Origin of the sequence: Actinacidiphila glaucinigra (assembly GCF_900188405.1) — a bacterium.
Classification (GTDB): Bacteria; Actinomycetota; Actinomycetes; order Streptomycetales; family Streptomycetaceae; genus Actinacidiphila; species Actinacidiphila glaucinigra.
This window is the reverse complement of sequence record NZ_FZOF01000012.1, coordinates 116,996-135,188: the sequence shown is the minus strand read 5'-3', so window position 1 is coordinate 135,188 and position 18,193 is coordinate 116,996. Positions and strand designations below refer to the sequence as shown.

General features: G+C 71.8%; 20 protein-coding genes and 1 tRNA gene. 13 read left to right on the top strand and 8 right to left on the bottom strand.

All coding sequences use genetic code 11. The features are described from left to right. Together orn and CHF15_RS23835 are read left to right on the top strand one after the other, a co-directional pair. On the top strand, positions 1 to 612 hold the full coding sequence (gene orn, locus CHF15_RS23840; RefSeq protein WP_089225901.1) for an oligoribonuclease: 612 nt from the start codon (positions 1 to 3) through the stop codon (positions 610 to 612). Between the two features lie 91 nt (positions 613 to 703). Further along, a tRNA-His gene (locus CHF15_RS23835) sits at positions 704 to 776 on the top strand. Positions 777 to 879: 103 nt separating this feature from the next. Here CHF15_RS23835 and CHF15_RS23830 read toward each other — a convergent pair. Beyond that, positions 880 to 1,389, bottom strand: a complete 510-nt coding sequence (locus CHF15_RS23830) for a flavoprotein (protein ID WP_089225900.1) — start codon at positions 1,387 to 1,389, stop codon at positions 880 to 882. A 67-nt stretch (positions 1,390 to 1,456) separates the two neighbouring features. Beyond that, the gene (locus CHF15_RS23825) at positions 1,457 to 1,666 is read right to left on the bottom strand and encodes a hypothetical protein (RefSeq protein WP_018563956.1); all 210 of its coding nucleotides are present in this window, start codon (positions 1,664 to 1,666) and stop codon (positions 1,457 to 1,459) included. Between the two features lie 108 nt (positions 1,667 to 1,774). On the opposite strand from CHF15_RS23825, the gene CHF15_RS23820 reads away from it, so the two are divergent. Further along, entirely contained in the window at positions 1,775 to 2,551 is a 777-nt protein-coding gene (locus tag CHF15_RS23820) for an isocitrate lyase/PEP mutase family protein (RefSeq protein WP_089225899.1), read from the top strand. A 7-nt stretch (positions 2,552 to 2,558) separates the two neighbouring features. On the opposite strand, the gene CHF15_RS23815 is transcribed toward CHF15_RS23820, so the two are convergent. The 3 genes from CHF15_RS23815 to CHF15_RS23805 all read right to left on the bottom strand — a co-directional run bounded on the left by CHF15_RS23815 (position 2,559) and on the right by CHF15_RS23805 (position 4,463). After that, the gene (locus CHF15_RS23815; RefSeq protein ID WP_089225898.1) at positions 2,559 to 3,062 is read right to left on the bottom strand and encodes a pyridoxamine 5'-phosphate oxidase family protein; all 504 of its coding nucleotides are present in this window, start codon (positions 3,060 to 3,062) and stop codon (positions 2,559 to 2,561) included. A 56-nt stretch (positions 3,063 to 3,118) separates the two neighbouring features. Then, on the bottom strand, positions 3,119 to 3,307 hold the full coding sequence (locus CHF15_RS23810) for a hypothetical protein (protein ID WP_089225897.1): 189 nt from the start codon (positions 3,305 to 3,307) through the stop codon (positions 3,119 to 3,121). A 127-nt stretch (positions 3,308 to 3,434) separates the two neighbouring features. Beyond that, on the bottom strand, positions 3,435 to 4,463 hold the full coding sequence (locus tag CHF15_RS23805; RefSeq protein ID WP_089225896.1) for a LacI family DNA-binding transcriptional regulator: 1,029 nt from the start codon (positions 4,461 to 4,463) through the stop codon (positions 3,435 to 3,437). 158 nt (positions 4,464 to 4,621) lie between these two features. Here CHF15_RS23805 and CHF15_RS23800 point away from each other — a divergent pair, with 158 nt between their 5' ends. The 4 genes from CHF15_RS23800 (at position 4,622) to CHF15_RS23785 (ending at position 9,476) form a co-directional block, all read left to right on the top strand. Next, a complete protein-coding gene (locus CHF15_RS23800) occupies positions 4,622 to 5,968 on the top strand; it encodes an ABC transporter substrate-binding protein (protein ID WP_089225895.1) in 1,347 nt (448 codons plus the stop codon). Between the two features lie 5 nt (positions 5,969 to 5,973). Beyond that, a complete protein-coding gene (locus CHF15_RS23795) occupies positions 5,974 to 7,005 on the top strand; it encodes a carbohydrate ABC transporter permease (RefSeq protein WP_089225966.1) in 1,032 nt (343 codons plus the stop codon). Between the two features lie 5 nt (positions 7,006 to 7,010). Beyond that, complete coding sequence (locus CHF15_RS23790) at positions 7,011 to 7,928, top strand: carbohydrate ABC transporter permease (RefSeq protein ID WP_179279929.1); 918 nt, start codon at positions 7,011 to 7,013, stop codon at positions 7,926 to 7,928. Positions 7,929 to 8,003: 75 nt separating this feature from the next. Next, positions 8,004 to 9,476, top strand: a complete 1,473-nt coding sequence (locus CHF15_RS23785) for a GH1 family beta-glucosidase (RefSeq protein ID WP_089225894.1) — start codon at positions 8,004 to 8,006, stop codon at positions 9,474 to 9,476. A 483-nt stretch (positions 9,477 to 9,959) separates the two neighbouring features. On the opposite strand, the gene CHF15_RS23780 is transcribed toward CHF15_RS23785, so the two are convergent. Continuing rightward, a complete protein-coding gene (locus tag CHF15_RS23780) occupies positions 9,960 to 10,721 on the bottom strand; it encodes a GNAT family N-acetyltransferase (RefSeq protein ID WP_089225893.1) in 762 nt (253 codons plus the stop codon). Between the two features lie 37 nt (positions 10,722 to 10,758). Here CHF15_RS23780 and CHF15_RS23775 point away from each other — a divergent pair, with 37 nt between their 5' ends. The 4 genes from CHF15_RS23775 to CHF15_RS23750 all read left to right on the top strand — a co-directional run bounded on the left by CHF15_RS23775 (position 10,759) and on the right by CHF15_RS23750 (position 14,580). After that, a complete protein-coding gene (locus CHF15_RS23775) occupies positions 10,759 to 11,379 on the top strand; it encodes a hypothetical protein (protein ID WP_089225892.1) in 621 nt (206 codons plus the stop codon). Positions 11,380 to 11,387: 8 nt separating this feature from the next. Further along, complete coding sequence (locus CHF15_RS23770) at positions 11,388 to 11,954, top strand: hypothetical protein (RefSeq protein ID WP_089225891.1); 567 nt, start codon at positions 11,388 to 11,390, stop codon at positions 11,952 to 11,954. Positions 11,955 to 12,286: 332 nt separating this feature from the next. Beyond that, on the top strand, positions 12,287 to 13,957 hold the full coding sequence (locus CHF15_RS45830; RefSeq protein WP_245939002.1) for an HNH/ENDO VII family nuclease: 1,671 nt from the start codon (positions 12,287 to 12,289) through the stop codon (positions 13,955 to 13,957). 56 nt (positions 13,958 to 14,013) lie between these two features. Next, positions 14,014 to 14,580, top strand: coding sequence for a suppressor of fused domain protein (locus CHF15_RS23750; RefSeq protein ID WP_089225889.1), 567 nt, complete (start codon positions 14,014 to 14,016; stop codon positions 14,578 to 14,580). A gap of 114 nt (positions 14,581 to 14,694) precedes the next feature. Here CHF15_RS23750 and CHF15_RS23745 read toward each other — a convergent pair whose 3' ends face one another. After that, on the bottom strand, positions 14,695 to 16,041 hold the full coding sequence (locus CHF15_RS23745) for a transcriptional regulator (RefSeq protein ID WP_089225888.1): 1,347 nt from the start codon (positions 16,039 to 16,041) through the stop codon (positions 14,695 to 14,697). A gap of 198 nt (positions 16,042 to 16,239) precedes the next feature. On the opposite strand from CHF15_RS23745, the gene CHF15_RS23740 reads away from it, so the two are divergent. Together CHF15_RS23740 and CHF15_RS23735 are read left to right on the top strand one after the other, a co-directional pair. Next, positions 16,240 to 16,629, top strand: coding sequence for a hypothetical protein (locus CHF15_RS23740; RefSeq protein WP_245939001.1), 390 nt, complete (start codon positions 16,240 to 16,242; stop codon positions 16,627 to 16,629). A gap of 34 nt (positions 16,630 to 16,663) precedes the next feature. Further along, the gene (locus tag CHF15_RS23735; protein ID WP_089225886.1) at positions 16,664 to 17,527 is read left to right on the top strand and encodes a spermidine synthase; all 864 of its coding nucleotides are present in this window, start codon (positions 16,664 to 16,666) and stop codon (positions 17,525 to 17,527) included. A 47-nt stretch (positions 17,528 to 17,574) separates the two neighbouring features. Here CHF15_RS23735 and CHF15_RS23730 read toward each other — a convergent pair whose 3' ends face one another. Further along, a complete protein-coding gene (locus tag CHF15_RS23730) occupies positions 17,575 to 18,135 on the bottom strand; it encodes a hypothetical protein (RefSeq protein WP_089225885.1) in 561 nt (186 codons plus the stop codon). Between the last annotated feature and the right edge of the window lie 58 nt (positions 18,136 to 18,193).

Genomic DNA, 18,193 nt, shown 5'->3' with positions numbered 1-18,193 from the left:
ATGAACGACCGGATGGTGTGGATCGACTGCGAGATGACCGGGCTCTCCCTGGCCCAGGACGCTCTGATCGAGGTGGCGGCGCTCGTCACCGACTCGGAGCTCAATGTGCTCGGTGAGGGGGTGGACATCGTCGTCCGTCCACCGGCCGAGGCCCTGGAGAGCATGCCGGAGATCGTCCGCACGATGCACACCAACTCCGGCCTGCTGGAGGAGCTCGACGGCGGCGTGACCCTGGAGGAGGCGGAGAAGCTCGTCCTGGACTACATCCGCCAGTACGTGTCCGAACCCCGCAAGGCGCCGCTGTGCGGCAACTCGGTCTCGACCGACCGCGGCTTCCTCGCCCGGGACATGCCCACGCTCGAACAGCACCTGCACTACCGCATCGTCGACGTCTCCTCCGTCAAGGAGCTGGCCCGGCGCTGGTACCCCCGCGCCTACTTCGCCAGCCCGGAGAAGAACGGCAACCACCGCGCCCTCGCCGACATCCGGGAGTCCATCGCGGAGCTGCGCTACTACCGCGAGGCCGTCTTCGTTCCGCAGCCGGGACCGGACACCGACACGGCGCGCTCGATCGCCGCGAAGTACGTCCTGCCTGCGGAAACGGTGGAGTGAGCGACCCGCGGAAAACGTGGCAGCGAGCACCCCTCCGGACCCTGTACACTTTTTCTCGGCCGGTGGGAAGCAGTAGTGAACACCGGACATGGTGGGTGTAGCTCAGCTGGTAGAGCACCTGGTTGTGGTCCAGGATGCCGCGGGTTCGAGTCCCGTCACTCACCCTGATCGACGAGGGGCCGGTCCGTGAAAACGGACCGGCCCCTCGTCGTGCGCCCCTGACCGGGGGCCTGCCGGCCGGGGCCGCGCGGCCCCGGCCCGGGCGCGTCAGCCGGCGACCGCCTCGGCCGCGGCGAGCGCCGGCTGCCAGGGGTACTCGGGCCCTGCGCCGGCGTCTGCGAACAGCACCGTGACCCCGGCGGTGCGCAGGGTCTCCAGCGAGCGCTCGAACTGCGGGTGCTGCATGAGCGCGGCGTTCACGGACGGCATCGCCACCATCGGGACGCGCTTGCCGATGCCCTCGGCGAGGGTGCCGGTCACGAAGGTCTCCGTGAGGCCCAGCGCCCATCCGTTGATCGTGTTGAACGTCGCCGGGGCCACCAGGATCACGTCGGCCGGGGGCCAGACCTCGGGATGGCCCGGCAGCGGGTACTCATGGCGCACGGGGCGGCCGGTCAGCGCGGCCAGTCCGTCCAGACTCGGCTCCAGCCAGCGGGCCGCGGTGGGCGTCAGGCCGAGGCAGACGTTCCAGCCGCGCACCTGGGCGTCCTCGATGACCCGCGCGACGTCGAAGACGGGCGGGGCGGCGCCGGCGAAGAGGTAGAGGGTCCGAGTCATGCGGACCACCCAACCGTGGGAAGTGGATCTTACGCAACCGTATGCGGGACCGGAGGTCCGGCGGGCCTCACGGGGACCAGTGGTACTTGCCCCCGCCGAGCCAGCGCACGGCCTGCGGGTCGTCGAAGTCGACGTGCTTCCTGCCGGCGTCGTGAGCGATGCGGACGACGTCCAGCAGGTCATGGGCGATGCCGACGGGTTGCCCGTCGATCTGCACGATGCGGAAGGGCGGGTCACCGGCCTGGACGGGGGACACGACGATCGGGGTGGTGCTCACCCGTCCAGCTTGCGGCACCCCGGCGCACGGCGCACCTGAAGTGGCCCCGCCTCGCAAGGGGTGAATGGCCCTCGGCAGGCCGGTGCCCGCGCTCGTAGCGTGGAGGGCATGAGCATCGAGCCCTCCCGTACCTCCCTCGCCTCCCGCCTGCGCGCCCTGCACGTGCCGGGTGACCCGCTGATCCTGCCGAACATCTGGGACTGCGCCTCGGCCCGCGCCGTGGTCGACGCGGGCTTCCCGGCCGTCGCCACCGGAAGCGCGGCCGTGGCGCCCGCCCTGGGGTACGAGGACCGGGAGGGCACGCCCGCGGACGAGATGCTCGCCGCGGTCGCCCGTATCGCCCGGGCGGTCCCCGTACCGGTGACGGCCGACATGGAGCGGGGCTACGGGATGGGGCCCGCGGAGTTCGCGGAGCGGCTGGCCGCGACCGGCGCCGTGGGCTGCAACCTGGAGGACAGCGACCACCGCACGGGCCTGCCGGCCGACACCGGGGAGCAGGCGGAGTACCTCGCGGCCCTGCGCGCGGCGGACCCCGACCTGGTGATCAACGCCCGGACGGACCGCTTCATCCGCGGTGCGGGCGACCCTGCGGAGCGACTGGCGGACGCGGCGGACCGGATGCGGGCGTACCTGGAGGCCGGCGCGGACTGCGTCTACCCCATCGGGGCGCTGGACGAGACGGCCGTCAAGGCCGTCGTCGAGGCCGTGGACGGCCGCCCGGTGAACGTGCTGTCCTGGCCCGGCGGGCCCTCGCCGGCGCGTCTGGCGGAGCTGGGAGTGGCGCGGATCAGCTTCGGCCACCAGCTCCACCAGTTGGTGCAGGAGTACTTCACCGGACTCGTCGCGGCCGTGGCACGCGGGGACAACCCCTTCCCCACGGACTGACGATGCGTCAGCCGTCCGTGCGCGGGGGCGACTCGTCGTTGCCGCGGCGGATCGTGCGCAACGGGGCGCCGGGCCGCCACACCTGCAGGACGAGGTCGGGATCCTCGACACAGGTGCGCACGACCTCGGCGATCTCGGCACGGAAGAGGTGGAAGGGCCCCTCGGGCACCGTCACCTCACCGGTGAAGCGGGCGATCGCCGCCGGGTCGGTGACCTCGACGGCGCGTCCGGAGATCCGCACGTCGCCGCCGTCCATGGAGGTGCCGGGGCCGGGGTTGACGTGGAGCGCGAAACGCGGGTCGCGCCGCAGGTCGAGGGCCTTGCGGGAGCCGGGCATCATGCCGAGCCACAGCTCGCCGAACCGGAACTCGGCCTCGATGCCGCTGAGCCGCGGTGAACCGTCGGCACGGAGGGTGCCGAGGACGTGGTGCTTGTAGCCGCCGAATCGGGTGCGCACGGCCTCGGCGAGGCCGGGCTGCGCTTCCTCTAGGTCTGTCCACCTGGTCGTCATGCCGCCATGCTCCCCGGCATACCCGACATCTTCTGTCGGCATTGCCGGGGGCGGGATCACTCCTCGCCCGGAAGGCGGCGGGCCGGGGCGTCGCCCTGGCCCGCGCGGGCGGCCTGCCAGATCCCGCGGAGGCGGTCCAGCTCGGCCAGTTCGGCGCGCGACCAGGTGCGCCGGCCCGCGACGTACCGCCGTATGGCCTCATTGGCGGCTTCGACGGATCGGCGGTCCAGAACGGTCGGTGGCATGCCTTGATTTTAGGAGAGGGGTATGACAAAGAGCCCTGGTTGACGCCCTCGTGGGCCCATGTCACACCGTGAGCCTCCTCACGTGACGGGGCTCACTCGCCCGGCCGGCGCTCCGGCCCCGCGGCGGTCAGGCGGACTCGCGGCGCACGAGCTCGGTCGACAGCACGACGTGCCGGCGGGTGGCGGTGCTCGCCGCGATCTCCTCCAGCAGCACCCGCGCCATGGTGCGGCCCATCTCCTCGATCGGCTGCCGCACGCTGGTGAGCGGCGGATCGGTGTGGCGGGCGATGGCGGAGTCGTCGAAGCCGATCAGCGCCACGTCGTCGGGCACGCGCCGGCCCTTCTCGCGCAGCACCTGCAGCGCGCCGCCGGCCATGACGTCCGAGGCCGCGAAGACCGCGTCGACGTCGGGCCGGCGCTCCAGCAGCGCCCGCATCGCGGCACGGCCGCCCTCCTCGGTGAAGTCACCGGCCGCGACCAGCGCGTTGTCGTGGAGCAGCCCCGCGCCCTCGACCGCCTGGCGGTAGCCGTCGAGGCGGCAGCGGGCGACGTACATGTCCAGGGGGCCGGTGATGGTCGCGACGCTCCTGCGCCCGAGCCCCAGCAGGTGCGCGACCGCCGAGCGGGCGCCGCCGACGTTGTCGGAGTCGACGTAGGACACCGACTCCAGGTCGGAGCGGCGGCCGCTCAGCACCGTCGGCATCTCCAGCTGCTCCAGCAGGTCGGGCAGCGGGTCGTCCTCGTGCACCGAGGCCAGCAGGACGCCGTCGACGCGGTGGGCGGTGAGGTACTGGGCGAAGCGCTGCCGCTCCTTGGGCGTCCGCAGCAGCGTGAGCAGCAGCTGCATGTCGGTGTCGGCGAGCTCGGCGCCCACGCCCCGGATGATGTCGGAGAAGTACGGCTCGGCGAAGAGCCTGGTCTCGGCCTCGGGGATGACCAGGGCGATCGCGTCCGTCCGGTTGCCCGCCAGGGCGCGCGCCGCACGGTTGGGCACGTAGCCGAGCTCGGCGATGGCGGCCTCGACCGCGGCCTTGGCATGGTCGCTCACCCGAGGTGATCCGTTGATCACCCGGGAGACGGTGCCCCGGCCCACTCCGGCCCGCGCGGCGACCTCCTCAAGCGTCGGTCTGCCGCTGCGCCGTCCGCCGATCACCATTACGGCCTCCCAATCACGAGGTGGTAACTGCGCCAACTTAGAGCGTCTGCTCCCTTGACACCTCATCGGGGAACGGAGACTCTTCAACACATCACATGTGGGAGCGCTCCCACACTATCGAACACGTACACTTCCCGCACGTATCCCGGAGGACCCGAATGCGCACGACAAGGAAGTCGTCCCGGCCACGAGGCCGTACCGCTGCCGTAGCGATAACCGCGGTTGCCGCGCTCGGAGTGAGCCTGCTCGCCGGCTGCTCCAAGGACAGCGACGAGCCCGCGAAGGCCGGTGGCTCGGAGGGCGACGGCAAGGGCAAGATCACCCTCACGGTCGGCACCTTCGGTGTCTTCGGCTACAAGCAGGCCGGTCTGTACGAGGAGTACGAGAAGGCGAACCCGAACATCACGATCAAGGAGAACGTGATCGAGCGGAACGACGCCTACTACCCGCAGCTCCTCACCCACCTCGCCGCCGGCAGCGGCCTGAGCGACATCCAGGCCATCGAGGTCGGCAACATCAACGAGATCGTCTCCACCCAGGCGGCGAAGTTCGAGGACCTCTCCAAGGCCGCGGGCGTCGAGAAGTCGAACTACCTCGACTGGAAGTGGGCCCAGGCCAGCACCTCCGACGGCAAGACCATCGGTCTCGGCACCGACATCGGCCCGATGGCCATCTGCTACCGCACCGACCTGTTCAAGAAGGCGGGTCTGCCCACCGACCGCGCCGAGGTCGGCAAGCTGTGGGCCGGTGACTGGAGCAAGTACCTGGACGCGGGCAAGACCTACACCGAGAACGCGCCCAAGGGCACGACGTTCCTGGACTCCTCCGCCGGTCTCTACCAGGCGATCAGCAACTCGGCCTCCGAGCGCTACTACGACAGCTCCGGCAAGGTCATCTACAAGACCAGCCCCTCCGTGAAGGAGGCCTGGGACCTGGCCATGGAGGCCACCACCGGCAAGATGACCGCCAAGCTGAAGCTGTTCGACAAGGCCTGGGACCAGGGCTTCGCCAACGGCCGCTTCGCCTCGCTCCCCTGCCCGTCGTGGATGCTCGGCTACATCCAGGAGAAGGCCGGCGACGCGGGCAAGGGCAAGTGGGACGTCGCCGCCGCGCCGAAGCCCGCCAACTGGGGCGGCTCCTTCGTGGGCGTGCCCTCGGCCGGCAAGAACAAGGAAGAGGCCGTCAAGCTGGCCGCGTGGCTGACCGCCCCCGCCCAGCAGGCGAAGGTCTTCGCCAAGCAGGCGAGCTTCCCGAGCGCCCCGGGCGCCTATGACCTGCCCGAGGTCAAGGACGCCAAGCACGAGTACTTCAACAACGCGCCGATCGGCCAGATCTTCGCCGACGCCGCCAAGAGCATCCCGACCCTGGTGATCGGTCCGAAGGACCAGCAGATCTACACGGCCATCACCGACGTCGGCATCCTGCAGGTCGAGCAGCAGGGCAAGTCCCCTGCTCAGGGCTGGGCGGCTGCCGAGAAGGAAATCGACAACGCACTGGACCAGTGACCCGCATGGCTTCGGAGATCTCCGACATGACCGCAGTGACCGCGCCCCCCTCCGAGGGGGGCGCGGCCCCGCGCGGCGGCTCCGGCCGGCCGCGCGACGCACGTGACGAGCGACGCGGCCGCTGGCGCAGCCGCCGCTACCGGTGGGACGTCAAGGCGATGCCGTACGCCTTCGTCTCGCCCTTCTTCCTGTTCTTCGCCGCCTTCGGCCTCTTCCCGCTGATCTACACGGGCTGGTCCTCCTTCTACCGGGTGGAGCTGACCAACCTCGACGCGCGCGAGTTCGTCGGCTTCCACAACTACACCCGTCTGCTGGAGGACGAGTTCTTCTGGAACGCCCTGAAGAACACGTTCACCATCGGTGTGATCTCGACCGTCCCGCAGCTGCTGATCGCGCTGGGCCTGGCCCACCTGCTCAACTACAAGCTGCGCGGCTCGACCTTCTTCCGGGTCGCGATGCTCACCCCGTACGCCACCTCGGTCGCCGCCGCGACGCTGGTCTTCACGCTGATGTTCGGCACCGACTACGGCATGATCAACTGGGCGCTGGAGCACCTCGGGTTCAGCCACCACATCGACTGGCGGGCGGGCACCTGGTCCTCGCAGATCGCCGTCTCGTCGATCGTGATCTGGCGCTGGACCGGTTACAACACCTTGATCTACCTGGCCGCCATGCAGGCCGTGCCGCACGACCTGTACGAGTCCGCAGCGCTGGACGGCGCCTCGCGCTGGCAGCAGTTCCGCCACGTGACCATCCCGATGCTGCGGCCGACGATCCTCTTCACGATCGTGGTCTCGACGATCGGTGCCACCCAGCTGTTCGGCGAGCCGTTCCTCTTCGGCGGCCCCGGTGGCGAGAAGGGCGGCTCCTCCCACCAGTTCCAGACGCTGGGCCTCTACCTGTACGAGCAGGGCTGGACGAACTACCACCTCGGGCGGGCCTCGGCCATCGCCTGGGCGATGTTCCTGCTCCTGCTGCTGATCGCCGCCGCCAACGGGCTGGTCGCCCGCTGGCTGCGCAAGAACCACGAGGGGTGACGACGATGGCCACCATCTCGACCAACCCGGCGGATCAGGCGGCCGGCACGGCGGACGCGCCCCGCAAGGCGAAGCGCCGCACCCCCGGGGCGCCCAAGGCCGGACGGCAGCTGCACGCGGGCCCGTTCACCTACATCGTGCTGATCGTCTTCACGGCGGTATCGCTCTTCCCCCTGATATGGACCGCGATCGCCGCCTCCCGGACGAACTCGCGGCTGGCGCAGACCCCGCCGCCGTTCTGGTTCGGCTCGAACCTCTTCAGCAACCTGCAGACCGCGTGGACCGAGGCCAACCTCAGCACGGCGCTGCTGAACACGGCCATCGTCGCCGGCAGCATCACCATCGGCACGGTGCTGTTCTCGACGATCGCCGGCTTCGCCTTCGCCAAGCTGCAGTTCAAGATGAAGAACTTCCTGCTGATGCTGACCATCGGCACCATGATGGTGCCGCCGCAGCTGAGCGTGGTCCCGCTGTTCCTGTGGATCGCGGACCTGGACTGGACGAACCACCTCCAGGCGGTCATCCTGCCGACCTTCGTCAGCGCCTTCGGTGTCTTCTTCATGCGGCAGTACCTCTCCCAGGCCCTGCCCACCGAGATCATCGAGGCCGCCCGCGTCGACGGCGCCAGCAGCCTGCGGATCGTCTGGCACGTGGTCTTCCCGGCCGCCCGGCCCGCGATGGCGGTCCTGGGCATGCTGACCTTCGTCGCGGCCTGGAACGACTTCTTCTGGCCGATCATCGCGCTGACCCAGGAGAACCCGACCGTGCAGGTCGCGCTCACCAGCCTCGGCCGCGGCTACATCCCCGACGAGTCCGTCATCATGGCCGGCGCGCTGCTCGGCACGCTCCCGCTGCTGCTGGTCTTCGTGATCTTCGGCAAGCAGATCGTCGGCGGCATCATGCAGGGCGCGGTCAAGGGCTGATCCCCTCCCCCGGCCGCGGCCGCGCCCCTCCCCCTTACCCCTCTTGTTCACTCGTTCCGATGGGAGCGCTCCCGTATGACAGCGTCCGACATTCGTCCCGCAGCGAGCGGCACCGCCGCAGTAGGCGGCCACCAGTTCCCGCCCGGCTTCCTGTGGGGTGCGGCCACCGCCGCGTACCAGATCGAGGGCGCCGCTGCAGAGGACGGGCGCACCCCGTCGATCTGGGACACCTTCAGCCACACCCCCGGCAAGGTCTTCGAGGGCCACACCGGCGACGTCGCCGCGGACCACTACCACCGGTTCCGTGACGACGTGCGCCTCATGGCCGACCTCGGCCTGAGCGCCTACCGGTTCTCGGTCTCCTGGTCCCGCGTCCAGCCCACCGGCCGCGGGCCCGCGGTGGAGCGCGGCCTCGACTTCTACCGCGCGCTCACCGACGAGCTGCTGGAGCACGGCATCCAGCCCGCCGTCACCCTCTACCACTGGGACCTGCCGCAGGAGCTCGAGGACGCCGGCGGCTGGCCCGCGCGCGACACCGCGGAGCGCTTCGGCGAGTACGCGCGGATCGTCGGCGAGGCACTCGGCGACCGCGTCCAGCTGTGGACCACCCTCAACGAGCCCTGGTGCAGCGCCTTCCTCGGCTACGGCTCCGGCGTCCACGCCCCGGGCCGCACCGACCCGGTCGCCGCCCTGCGCGCCGCCCACCACCTCAACCTGGGCCACGGCCGTGCCGCCGAGGCGCTGCGCTCGGTCCTCCCGGCCCGCGCCCAGCTCGGCATCACGCTCAACCTGCACCAGGTCCGCGCGCTCACCGGCTCCCCCGCCGACGTGGACGCCGCGCGCCGCATCGACGCCGTCGGCAACCGGGTCTTCACCGGCCCCCTGCTGGGGGGCGCGTACCCGCAGGACCTGCTGGAGGACACCCGCGGCCTGACCGACTGGTCCTTCGTCCAGGACGGCGACCTCGCCGCGATCAAGCGCCACCCGCTGGACGTGCTCGGCATCAACTACTACACGCCCACGCTGGTGTCGGACGGCGCCTCCGTCGACGGGCCGCGCAGCGACGGCCACGGCTCCAGCCAGTTCTCCCCCTGGCCGGGCGCGGACGACGTCGCCTTCCACCAGCCCCCGGGTGAGCGGACCGCGATGGGCTGGTCCGTCGACCCCACGGGCCTGTACGACCTGCTGATGCGGATGAACCGCGAGTTCCCCGACCTGCCGCTGCTCATCACCGAGAACGGCGCGGCCTACGAGGACTCCGTGGGCGCCGACGGCGCCGTGCACGACCCCGAGCGGGTGGAGTACCTGCGCGTCCACCTGGAGGCGGTCCACCGCGCCATGCACGACGGCGCCGACGTGCGGGGCTACTTCCTGTGGTCGCTGATGGACAACTTCGAGTGGGCGTACGGGTACGACAAGCGCTTCGGCGCGGTCTACGTCGACTACGAGACCCAGGAGCGCATCCCGAAGTCCAGCGCCCTCTGGTACGCGGGCGTCGCCCGCACCGGCGCGCTCCCGGACGCGGCGGAGGCGGACACCGCGTCGTGACGGACCGGCGGGACGCGGCGCACTGTTCGGAGGGGGGCGCCGCGTCCCGTCCCACGCCGCGGAGGAACTCCGTCCGGGCGCTCGACGCGGTTGCCTCCGTGGTCGTCGCCGTAGAGGGCGCTGGTCTCCCGCGCGCTCTGCATAGGCGGGGTATTCGCGCTCCCGCGTCTCCAGGAGCACCGGCGAACCGCTGAGCGCCGCAGCACCTGGACGGAGACGTTGCGCAGCAGGCCCACGGCGAGCAGGGCCTGCAACTGCCCTCTCATCGCCAACGGTCGTCCTCGGGGCCGCCGGCGCCCGTCCTCGGGGCCGCCTCGCAGAGCACGAAGCCGGACAGCCCTGTGGGTTTCCGCCGCGGCTTCTCCTGTCGCTCCAGCCGTGCCGCGACTCGTACCCGATCGTCTCGTCGTCGAGCGGCGGACAGCTGTTCATCCGCGTCCACCCCCGCACTCTCCGCGTCCACGAGACCGCGGAACGGCACCGTCAGCCGCGTCCGAAGCTGTGGAAGCGGCCGACGACGGTGAAGCCGCGGCGGCCGTACCAGTGCCGGGGCCAGTCGTCCGCGTCGGCCACCAGGAAGCGGGTGGCGCAGCCGGCGTCGACGGCCTGGCGCAGGGCCGTGGACAGGACGGCGTCCGCGTAGCCGTGCCCGAGGTGGGCCTCGGCGGTGATGAGGTCCTCGACCTGGGCGGTGCCCGACGCGCGGTCCATGTAGAGGTCCGCCCAGGACGCGACGTCGCCCTCGGGCGTCCGCGCGCCGATGAAACGGACGACGTCCGCGCCGCGGTGACGGACCTCGCGGCGGTCGACGAGCTGGCGGACGACCTCCTCACCGGCCTCCGGGAGGAAGCCGCGCCAGCGCCGGGCGAGGGGTTCACGGAAGGCGCCGAGGTCCACTTCCTCCGCGGGGCCGCCGTCCGGGACCGGGCCGGTGTGCAGCATGACGACCTCGGCGGAGTGGCTGTAGCCCGCGCGCACCATGGGCCCCGCGCAGGCGGTGCCCGTCGCGTCGTCGAGCACGGTGACGGCCCGGTGCGCGAGGTGGCCGAGCGCTTTGTCGGCGAGGGCGGGCAGCGCCTCGGGGTCCATGCCGCCGTCGACGACCACGTGGTTGTTGCCGTGCGAGTGCGCGTAGGCGTCGTCGAGGACGGCGAAGCCGCCGGGGAGCTCGACGGTGCGCGCGGCCTGGCGACGGGCGAAGGCGGCGACGAAGGCGCGGATCCGCCGCAGTTCCGGTCCGGTCATGAGGGGCAGCCTAGGCGGGGCGTTAGGGTCGTGCGCCATGGCGATGCAACTCTTGGCGGCCGACGGCGACTTCGCCGACCGGATGGTCGCGCTGGCCGGCCTGCCGTGGAGCCGGCGGGCGGTCGAGGACGCGTTCGTGGCCAACGGCTGGGAGGTCCCGGAGGACGAGGAGGAGGGCCCTGACATCGGCTGGTGGGAGGTCCAGTTCCTCCCCGGGCGCGAGGAGGGCGCCGACGACTGGTGGCTGGAGCTCGGCGATCCTCCCGGCTGCGTGGACGACGGCTCCCCCGACGCGGTGTGCGCCCACACCGGGTGCGGTGCGGGCAGCTACGTCCTGCACCCCTTCGCGTACTTCGCCGACCCCGAGGACCCGGCCGCGTGGGACAACGAGTTCGGGCCCTGGCACAGCCGCCCCGACGTGCGGGGCGAGGCGACTGAAGCGGACTACGACGCCGAGTACCTGCGGATGGCGGCGCTGCTGCGCGACCGCCTCGGGGAGCCGGAACCCGCGGGCCCCTGGCCGTACCAGGACATCGACGCCACCCGGCACGTCCGTTGGTCGCGGGGCGGTGCGTACGTGATCCTGCTCGACGGGAACGACGCCATGTCGTACGGCGCCTACCGCCGCGCGGGCGTCGCCGTACGGCCGAAGCGGTAGAGGCGATCGTGGCCGCGCAATTGCGCTCCGTCGACGGCGACTTGCCGGACCGGATCCTCGAACTGGCGGATCTGCCCCGGAGCTACCGGGCCTTCGAGAACGCGTTCGTGCGCAACGGCTGGCACCACGTGGGCGACGACGGAAGGCCCGTCATCGGCTGGCTCGACGCGTGGCCCATCGGCGGGCACTGGCTGGAGCTCGGCGAGTACCCGGGTTGCGGGGACGACGCCGACGCGGTGTGCGACCACCCGGAGTGCCGTGCGGACTGCTCGATCGTGCTGCCGTTCGCCTATGTCACGGACGGCGAGACCCCCGAGGGCCAGCACGGTGACGCCAAACCGGACGAGTACGACGCCGCGTACGGGCAGATGGCGGGGCGGCTGCGCGCCCGGCTCGGCGAGCCGGAACCGCCCGGGCCGGAGGTCTACGTCTCCGAGTTCGCGTCCCGGTCCGCTGTGTGGTCGCGCGGCGGGGCATGGGTCGCCCTGCTCGACGGCGACGACCCCTTCTCCTACGGCTCCTGGCGGCGGGCGGACGTCGAGGTCCGGCCTCGCGCGGTCGGCCGGGAGACGTAGCGGGGTGGGCGTCGGCACGGTCACCGCGGAGCGGGTGGCGGCACCGGTTGCTCGCGGCGGTGGCGCCTGAGGTCTGGCCGGACGAATCGCGGCGCGTGCTCGACGCGACGACGCTGCGCACCCCGACGGAGATCGAGTACCCCTTCGCCGCGAGTTCCGAGCCCGTCCCCCCGAGTGGCGGCACCTGGATGACCGTCGGCGACGACACGGGCTGCAGAGGGCGCATCCGAGAGCCATCCGGTCGATTTCTGACCAGTTGAGGAACCCTTGCCACTCGCGTAGCGTCAAAACCTCTGCTGCTTTGGTCAATCAGAGACACGGGGGTGTCCTCGGTGGGCGTCGTGCTGCCCGACGAGCTGGCGTACGTACTCGACCTGATCGGGGTCGCCTGGCCGAACGTCGACGAGGACGACTACCGCGAAATGGCCACGTCCCTGCGGGACTTCGCCGACGACATCGACGGCGGCGCCATGGAAGCCCACACCGCCGTGCAGGAGCTGCTGGGCGCGAACGCGGGCGCCGCCATGGACGCCTTCGAAGCCCACTGGGGCAAGGTCAAGGGCACGCATCTGGCCAATCTCGGAGAGGCCGCGCGGATGGGTGCCGTCGCGTTGGACGGAGTGGCGATAGCCATCGAGGTCGCCAAGGGGGCCGCGATCGTCCAACTGGGCATCCTGGCAGCCGAGATCGTCGCGACCATCGCCTCGGCACCCTTCACGCTCGGGCTGTCGAGCTTCGCCGGGGCCGCCGCGACCCAGGCGACCCGGATGATCGTGAAGAAGATCTTCCGGGAGGTCATCAACCAGGTCGTCGACCAGCTGATGTCGATCGCCACCGCCCCGATCTACGCCGCCTTGGAGTCGATGGCGGCCGACCTGGTGATCCAGGTCGGCTCGAACGCGCTCGGCCTCCAGAAGGGTGTCGACCTGGGCCGGACGGCCGACGCCGGCAAGGAGGGCTTCGGCGAGGGCGTCGACGGCGCCAAGAAGCAGGCCGACAGCTTCACCCTCGCCAGCGCCGGAGGCGGGGGCGGCGCCGGTAGCGGCGGAAGCAGCGCGGGCGGTACGGGCGGCGCGGGCAGTCACTTCCAGAGTGACGGGGACAGCTTCGACCGGGCGGACACCCAGCTCGACGGCATCACTCGCGCTCTCGACACCCGATCGTCCGGGCACATGGCACGCGCCCGCAGCGCACGGGGCCGGACCAGTGGCCGAGGCGAGATCGCCGAGCGCGTCCTACCCCTCGCGACGGACGTGGTGGAGGGCATCGGGCGGGCCGCCACCAGCGCCATCGGCCATGTGCAGGGTGACATGCGGCGCGGTCTGCGGCAGATGCACCGAAATCACGACGAGAACGACCGCACCATCGCGGACGAACTCGACGGGATAAGCCGTCGCGGCGGTTCCGAGGGCCCGCGCCGGGATCAGCCCGCGGAAAGCGGTACGGGAAGCGATTCGGGGAGCGGATCAGGAAACGGAGCGCCTCCCGCACCGTCGGCCAATCCGGAACTCGACAAACTCCGGAGGCCGCGCCGCCCGACCATCAGAAAGAAGTCCCAATTCGCGGTCTTCCGCGACGCCCAGCGCACTTCCAACGGCGAGGACTTCATATGCCCGAACTCCGGAAAGACGATACCCTGCGAACGCGACTCGGACGGAAACGCGATCCGATACGACGACCGCGGACGGGTCGACCCCGAAGGTTTCACACGTCCACGGCCGAATCCGCCGAGCAACTCGGGCCAGCCGCAGAACTTCCACTTCGGCCACGTCCCCGACAGCGAATTCCGGCGGCTCGTGGAGCTCGTGGAGGACAACCCGAAAAAGTTCACGTGGAAGCAGATCCTCAATGAGTACAACGACCCGAGCCATTACCAGGTCGAGGATCCGAGCACGAACGTCGGCCATGGATCCGAGTCCTCGACGCCAGGATATGGACATTACGGTGGCATGCTGGACAGGGCCGAGAGCACGGGGGCCGGCACGCCGAGCCCGTTCGGCTGAACAACCGATAGGCTGGCCCGGGACACGAACGGGTCACCGAGAAGGGCGGTAGGCAGATGCCCACCGAGGAAAAGTACGCAGGATTCCTCGACCACATCCAGGCTTACCTGGGACCGATCCAGGATTCGGAGGGTCCCACGGCGGGCGGCGGAAACCGCGGTTTCGCCCTGTTCTTCTGCGTATCGGGGGACGGGGATCTGGTCACCGCCGTGACGAACGGTCTGCGGTTCCAGAACCTCACCGCGATCATGCCGTTGGAGCTCGCCTGCACCCTGAAGGCGGATCAGCAAGCGGCCGCCCGCGCGTTGGCGGCGCTGACCGCGACGCTGGCCATCCGCATGGGGGTGGGCCCCACGTTCGACCAGGTCGTCCCCGCGCCGGAGCCGCTCATCCCCGACACGGAGATCGAAGGGGTGATGATCGTCCCGCACCCCTACATCGAGGACGGGTTCGAGTCCCTGGTGAACGCGGAGGGCCGCACCGAGTTGCAACTCCTCACCGTCGTCCCGGTGACCGCGGCCGAGATCGCGTACGTGGAGGAACACGGCCCCGACGCGCTCTACGAGCAGTGGGAGGAGCAGGAGACCGATCTGCTCGACGTCACGAGGGCGTCGGCCGTTTGACGCACGAGTCGACGGTCCGGCCTTGGCTGCGGGAGCGCGGCTGGTACGCGGGGCGCGATGTCCGGGAGGACTTCTGCCTCTGACGCGGCCACCGGCACCGCGGAGCGCGCCGGTTCACGCCGGCCGCGACTCCGCCTGGCGACGCAGGAATTCGGCGACGTCCGGGCGCCGGGAGTACGGCTGGAGGGTCTGCGCGGCAGAGGAGAGCATGCCCCGCACGCGCGGGGACTGGACGCCGCCCAGGAGGTCGAGGACGCGGATGCCCGCGTCGGTGGCCTCGTCGACCCGGCGGGCGGAGGCGAGGTTGTTGGCGAGTTCCGCGGTGTACAGCGCGGCGTTGCGCGTGAAGTGCGGGGCCTGCAGGCCGACCGCGCGCCGCGCGTGCTCGGCGGCACGGTGGTGGTCGCCGAGGGCGGACCAGGACTGGGCCTCCAGGCCGGAGAGTTCGGCCTCGCCGTAGAAGGTCATCCACTCCGGGTCCGCGGCGCAGGGGCCGCGGCCGAACAGGGTGTGGGCGCGGGCGAGGGCGCGCTCGCAGCCGGTCCGGTCGCCGAGTCCGGCCCAGCCGCCCGCCTCGCGGAGGGCGAGCAGCGAGAGCAGGCGCGGCGAGCCGAGGTGGCGGGCGGCCTGCTGGGCGGCCTGGGCGGCGCGGACGGCCTCGCGGGAGCGGCCGGCGTCGCGGGCGAGGAAGGAGGCGTTGCAGAAGGCGTGCGACTCCAGGGCGCGGTCGCCGGCCATGCGGGCGGTGGCGAGGGCCTCGCCGTAGAAGGAGCGGGCGTCGGCGAGGCGCCCGGAGTCGTGGGCCAGCCAGCCGACGGAGATGGCGAGTTCACCGGCGCCGCCCATCAGGTCCTCGGCGACGGCCTGGCTGTAGCTGCCCTCGTCGAGGAGGCGGTACGCGGCGCCGAGGGAGTGGCCGGCCTGGCGGTAGAGCGCGCCGGCGCCGTGCCGGTCGTCGTGCAGGCGGATCTCGCGGACGGCCGCGCGGACGGCCCGGGCCTGGGGTCTGCCGACCTTGTGCACCGTCTCCGCCGCGGCGGCGGGCCCCAGCATCAGGGTGGTGGCGATGGCGGCCGGACCGCCGGTCATGAACGCGCGACGCAGCACGTCGCTCTCCTCGTCGGGTTCGGTCTCGTACGGGCTCGGCCGCGGGGCCGGCCGGGGCACCGGCCGGGGCGCCGCCGCGGCCGGAACGCGCCGGCCGCGGACCAGTTCACGCGGTTCGAAGCCCATGTCGGCGAGGTCGCGGCCGGGGAACATGTGCCGGAAGACCCGTTCGTAGGCGTAGTTGGGGCAGCGGATCTCGCCCGACTCCACGCGGCCGATGTAGCGCGCGTCGCAGCTGACCTGCTCACCGATGTCCCGCCCCGCGCGGCGTACGGCGGCGGCGAACTCACCGGGGGACCGGTCTCCGCGCAGGCGCCGGAAGGCTGTGTTGGGGGTGGAAGGTGACGAGTGCATCGCCGGGCTCCCGTTGGACGGTCGGTGCGGTGCCGGGTGGCGGCGCGACGACCGTACTCGCTGTGAGGGTCCGAGTACCGGGGGTTTGGCTACAAAAGGGATATCTCACCCTCCATTCGCCATGAAACGCCACCCCTGACGGCGTCAAGGAGGCGTAGCTGTTGACGCCCGCGCGCGTTGGACACGGTGCAATCCACCGTGCAACCCACCGTCCGACCCCAAGGAGGATTCGCCTTGTTGGACGAGCCATGGGACCTGGTCACCGTCCCCTCCCGGCAGGGGCTGGAGGCCGTGGACATCCTGCGCATGCGGACCGGCCTCGGACCCGTGCTGCACGACAGCTCGGGTGACAGCCTCGGCTTCCTGGTGCCGCCGGGCACGGCCGACGGCTGGGACCTGCCGGGCAGCGCCTGCACGCAGACCGCGGGCGGCGGCTTCACCGTCCCCGGCGAGCTCTGGGAGCCGCCGGGGGCGGGTACCGGCTGGCTGGTGCCGCCGCGCAACGACACCGCCGTGACGGACCCGGCAGTGCTGCGCGACGCACTCGGCGAGGCGGCCCGGATGATCGAGCTGGCCGACCGGCTCTGAGTCCGCCCTCCGGCCGCCGCCCATACTGGGTGGCATGGCACCGCGCAGGACGAGGACGACTAAGGCACCCGAAGGCATACGCGAGCGGGTCGGCGGGGGTCTCGCCGAGCTCGTGCCGGACCGGGACCGGCCGCGGGGCTGGTCGCTGCTGATCGACGGGGCGCCGCAGTCGCACGTCGACCTCGACGACCCGGAGCACCTGGACTTCTCCTACCAGCGCAGGCTCGGCCACGTCATCGACCTCGCCGCCCCGCCCGGCCGCCCGCTGCGCGTGCTGCACCTCGGCGGCGGCGCGCTGACCCTGGCCCGCTACACCGCGGCGACCCGGCCGCGCTCGACGCAGCAGGTGGTGGAGCTGGACACCGCGCTGGTCGAGCTGGTGCGGCGGGAGCTGCCCTGGGACCGCACCTGGCGCATCAAGGTGCGCGGCGGCGACGCCCGCGAGGGCCTGGCCAAGGTCCCGGAGGCCTGGGCGGACCTGGTGATCACGGACGTCTTCGGCGGAGCCCGCACCCCCGCGCACCTGACGAGCACCGAGTTCCTCGCGCAGGTGCGGCACGCGCTGGCGCCCGGCGGGCTCTACGCCGCCAATGTGGCGGACGGCGGACGGCTGGAGTTCCTGCGGGCGCAGATCGCGACGGTGCGGGCGTGCTTCCCGCACGTGTGCCTGGCGGCGGATCCCGCCGTGCTGCGGGGGCGGCGCTTCGGCAACGTGATCCTGGTGGCCGCGGACGGCGAGCTGCCCGTGGCGGAGTTCACCCGGCGCGTGGCCTCGGACCCGCATCCGGGACGGGTGGAGCACGGCAGGGAGCTGGAGTCCTTCGCGGGCGGCGCGGCGGCGGTCACGGACGCCACGGCGGCGGCCTCCCCCGTTCCCCCGGAGTCGGTGTTCCGCTAGGCCGGGACGGGGAGCGCGGCCGGAACGGGGGCGTATCCCGGTCTGCCCTAACCCCCGGTGTTCTGCGCCTTGTAGGTGTCGACCGTGGGCGGGTGCCCGTTCCAGGTGCAGAAGAGCGAAGAGGTCGTGGTGGCCGAGACGAAGTCGACCCGGATCCACTCCGGTTGCTTCCAGACCTTCATCTCCCAGCCGGAGTCGGGCGTCGCCGAGACCAGGGTCGCGGAGGCCTCGCCGAGGTCGAGCACGACCCGTCCGCCCTCGACCGTGTAGCCGTGCACGTTGCCGGTGTCGGCGGAGGAGGTCCTGGCGGGGGTGGCCGAACCGCGCGGGCGGGCAGGGGCGTTGGAGGGGCTGGTACGGGGCGTGGCCCTTGCGGACCGGCCCGGGCCGCCCGTGGCCTCGGGTCCGGCGGCGCGGTGCGTGGCGCCGCCGTCCGGTGACCGCGTGGGGGCGGGGACCTTGTCGGCGACCGGCTCGGAGATCGGCAGGGCCCGGGGCGGGTCGTAGGCCGTGCCCGCCAGGACGTGGTGGACGCCGAACCACGACAGCGCGACGGCGGCGCTCGTGGCGAGCGTCCACGCTCCGGCGTGCGCCAGTCCTCTTCGCATCCGCCCATAGTGCCGGACGCACCCCCGAAAAAGAGCCGGGGGTTGCGCTTCCCGTTCT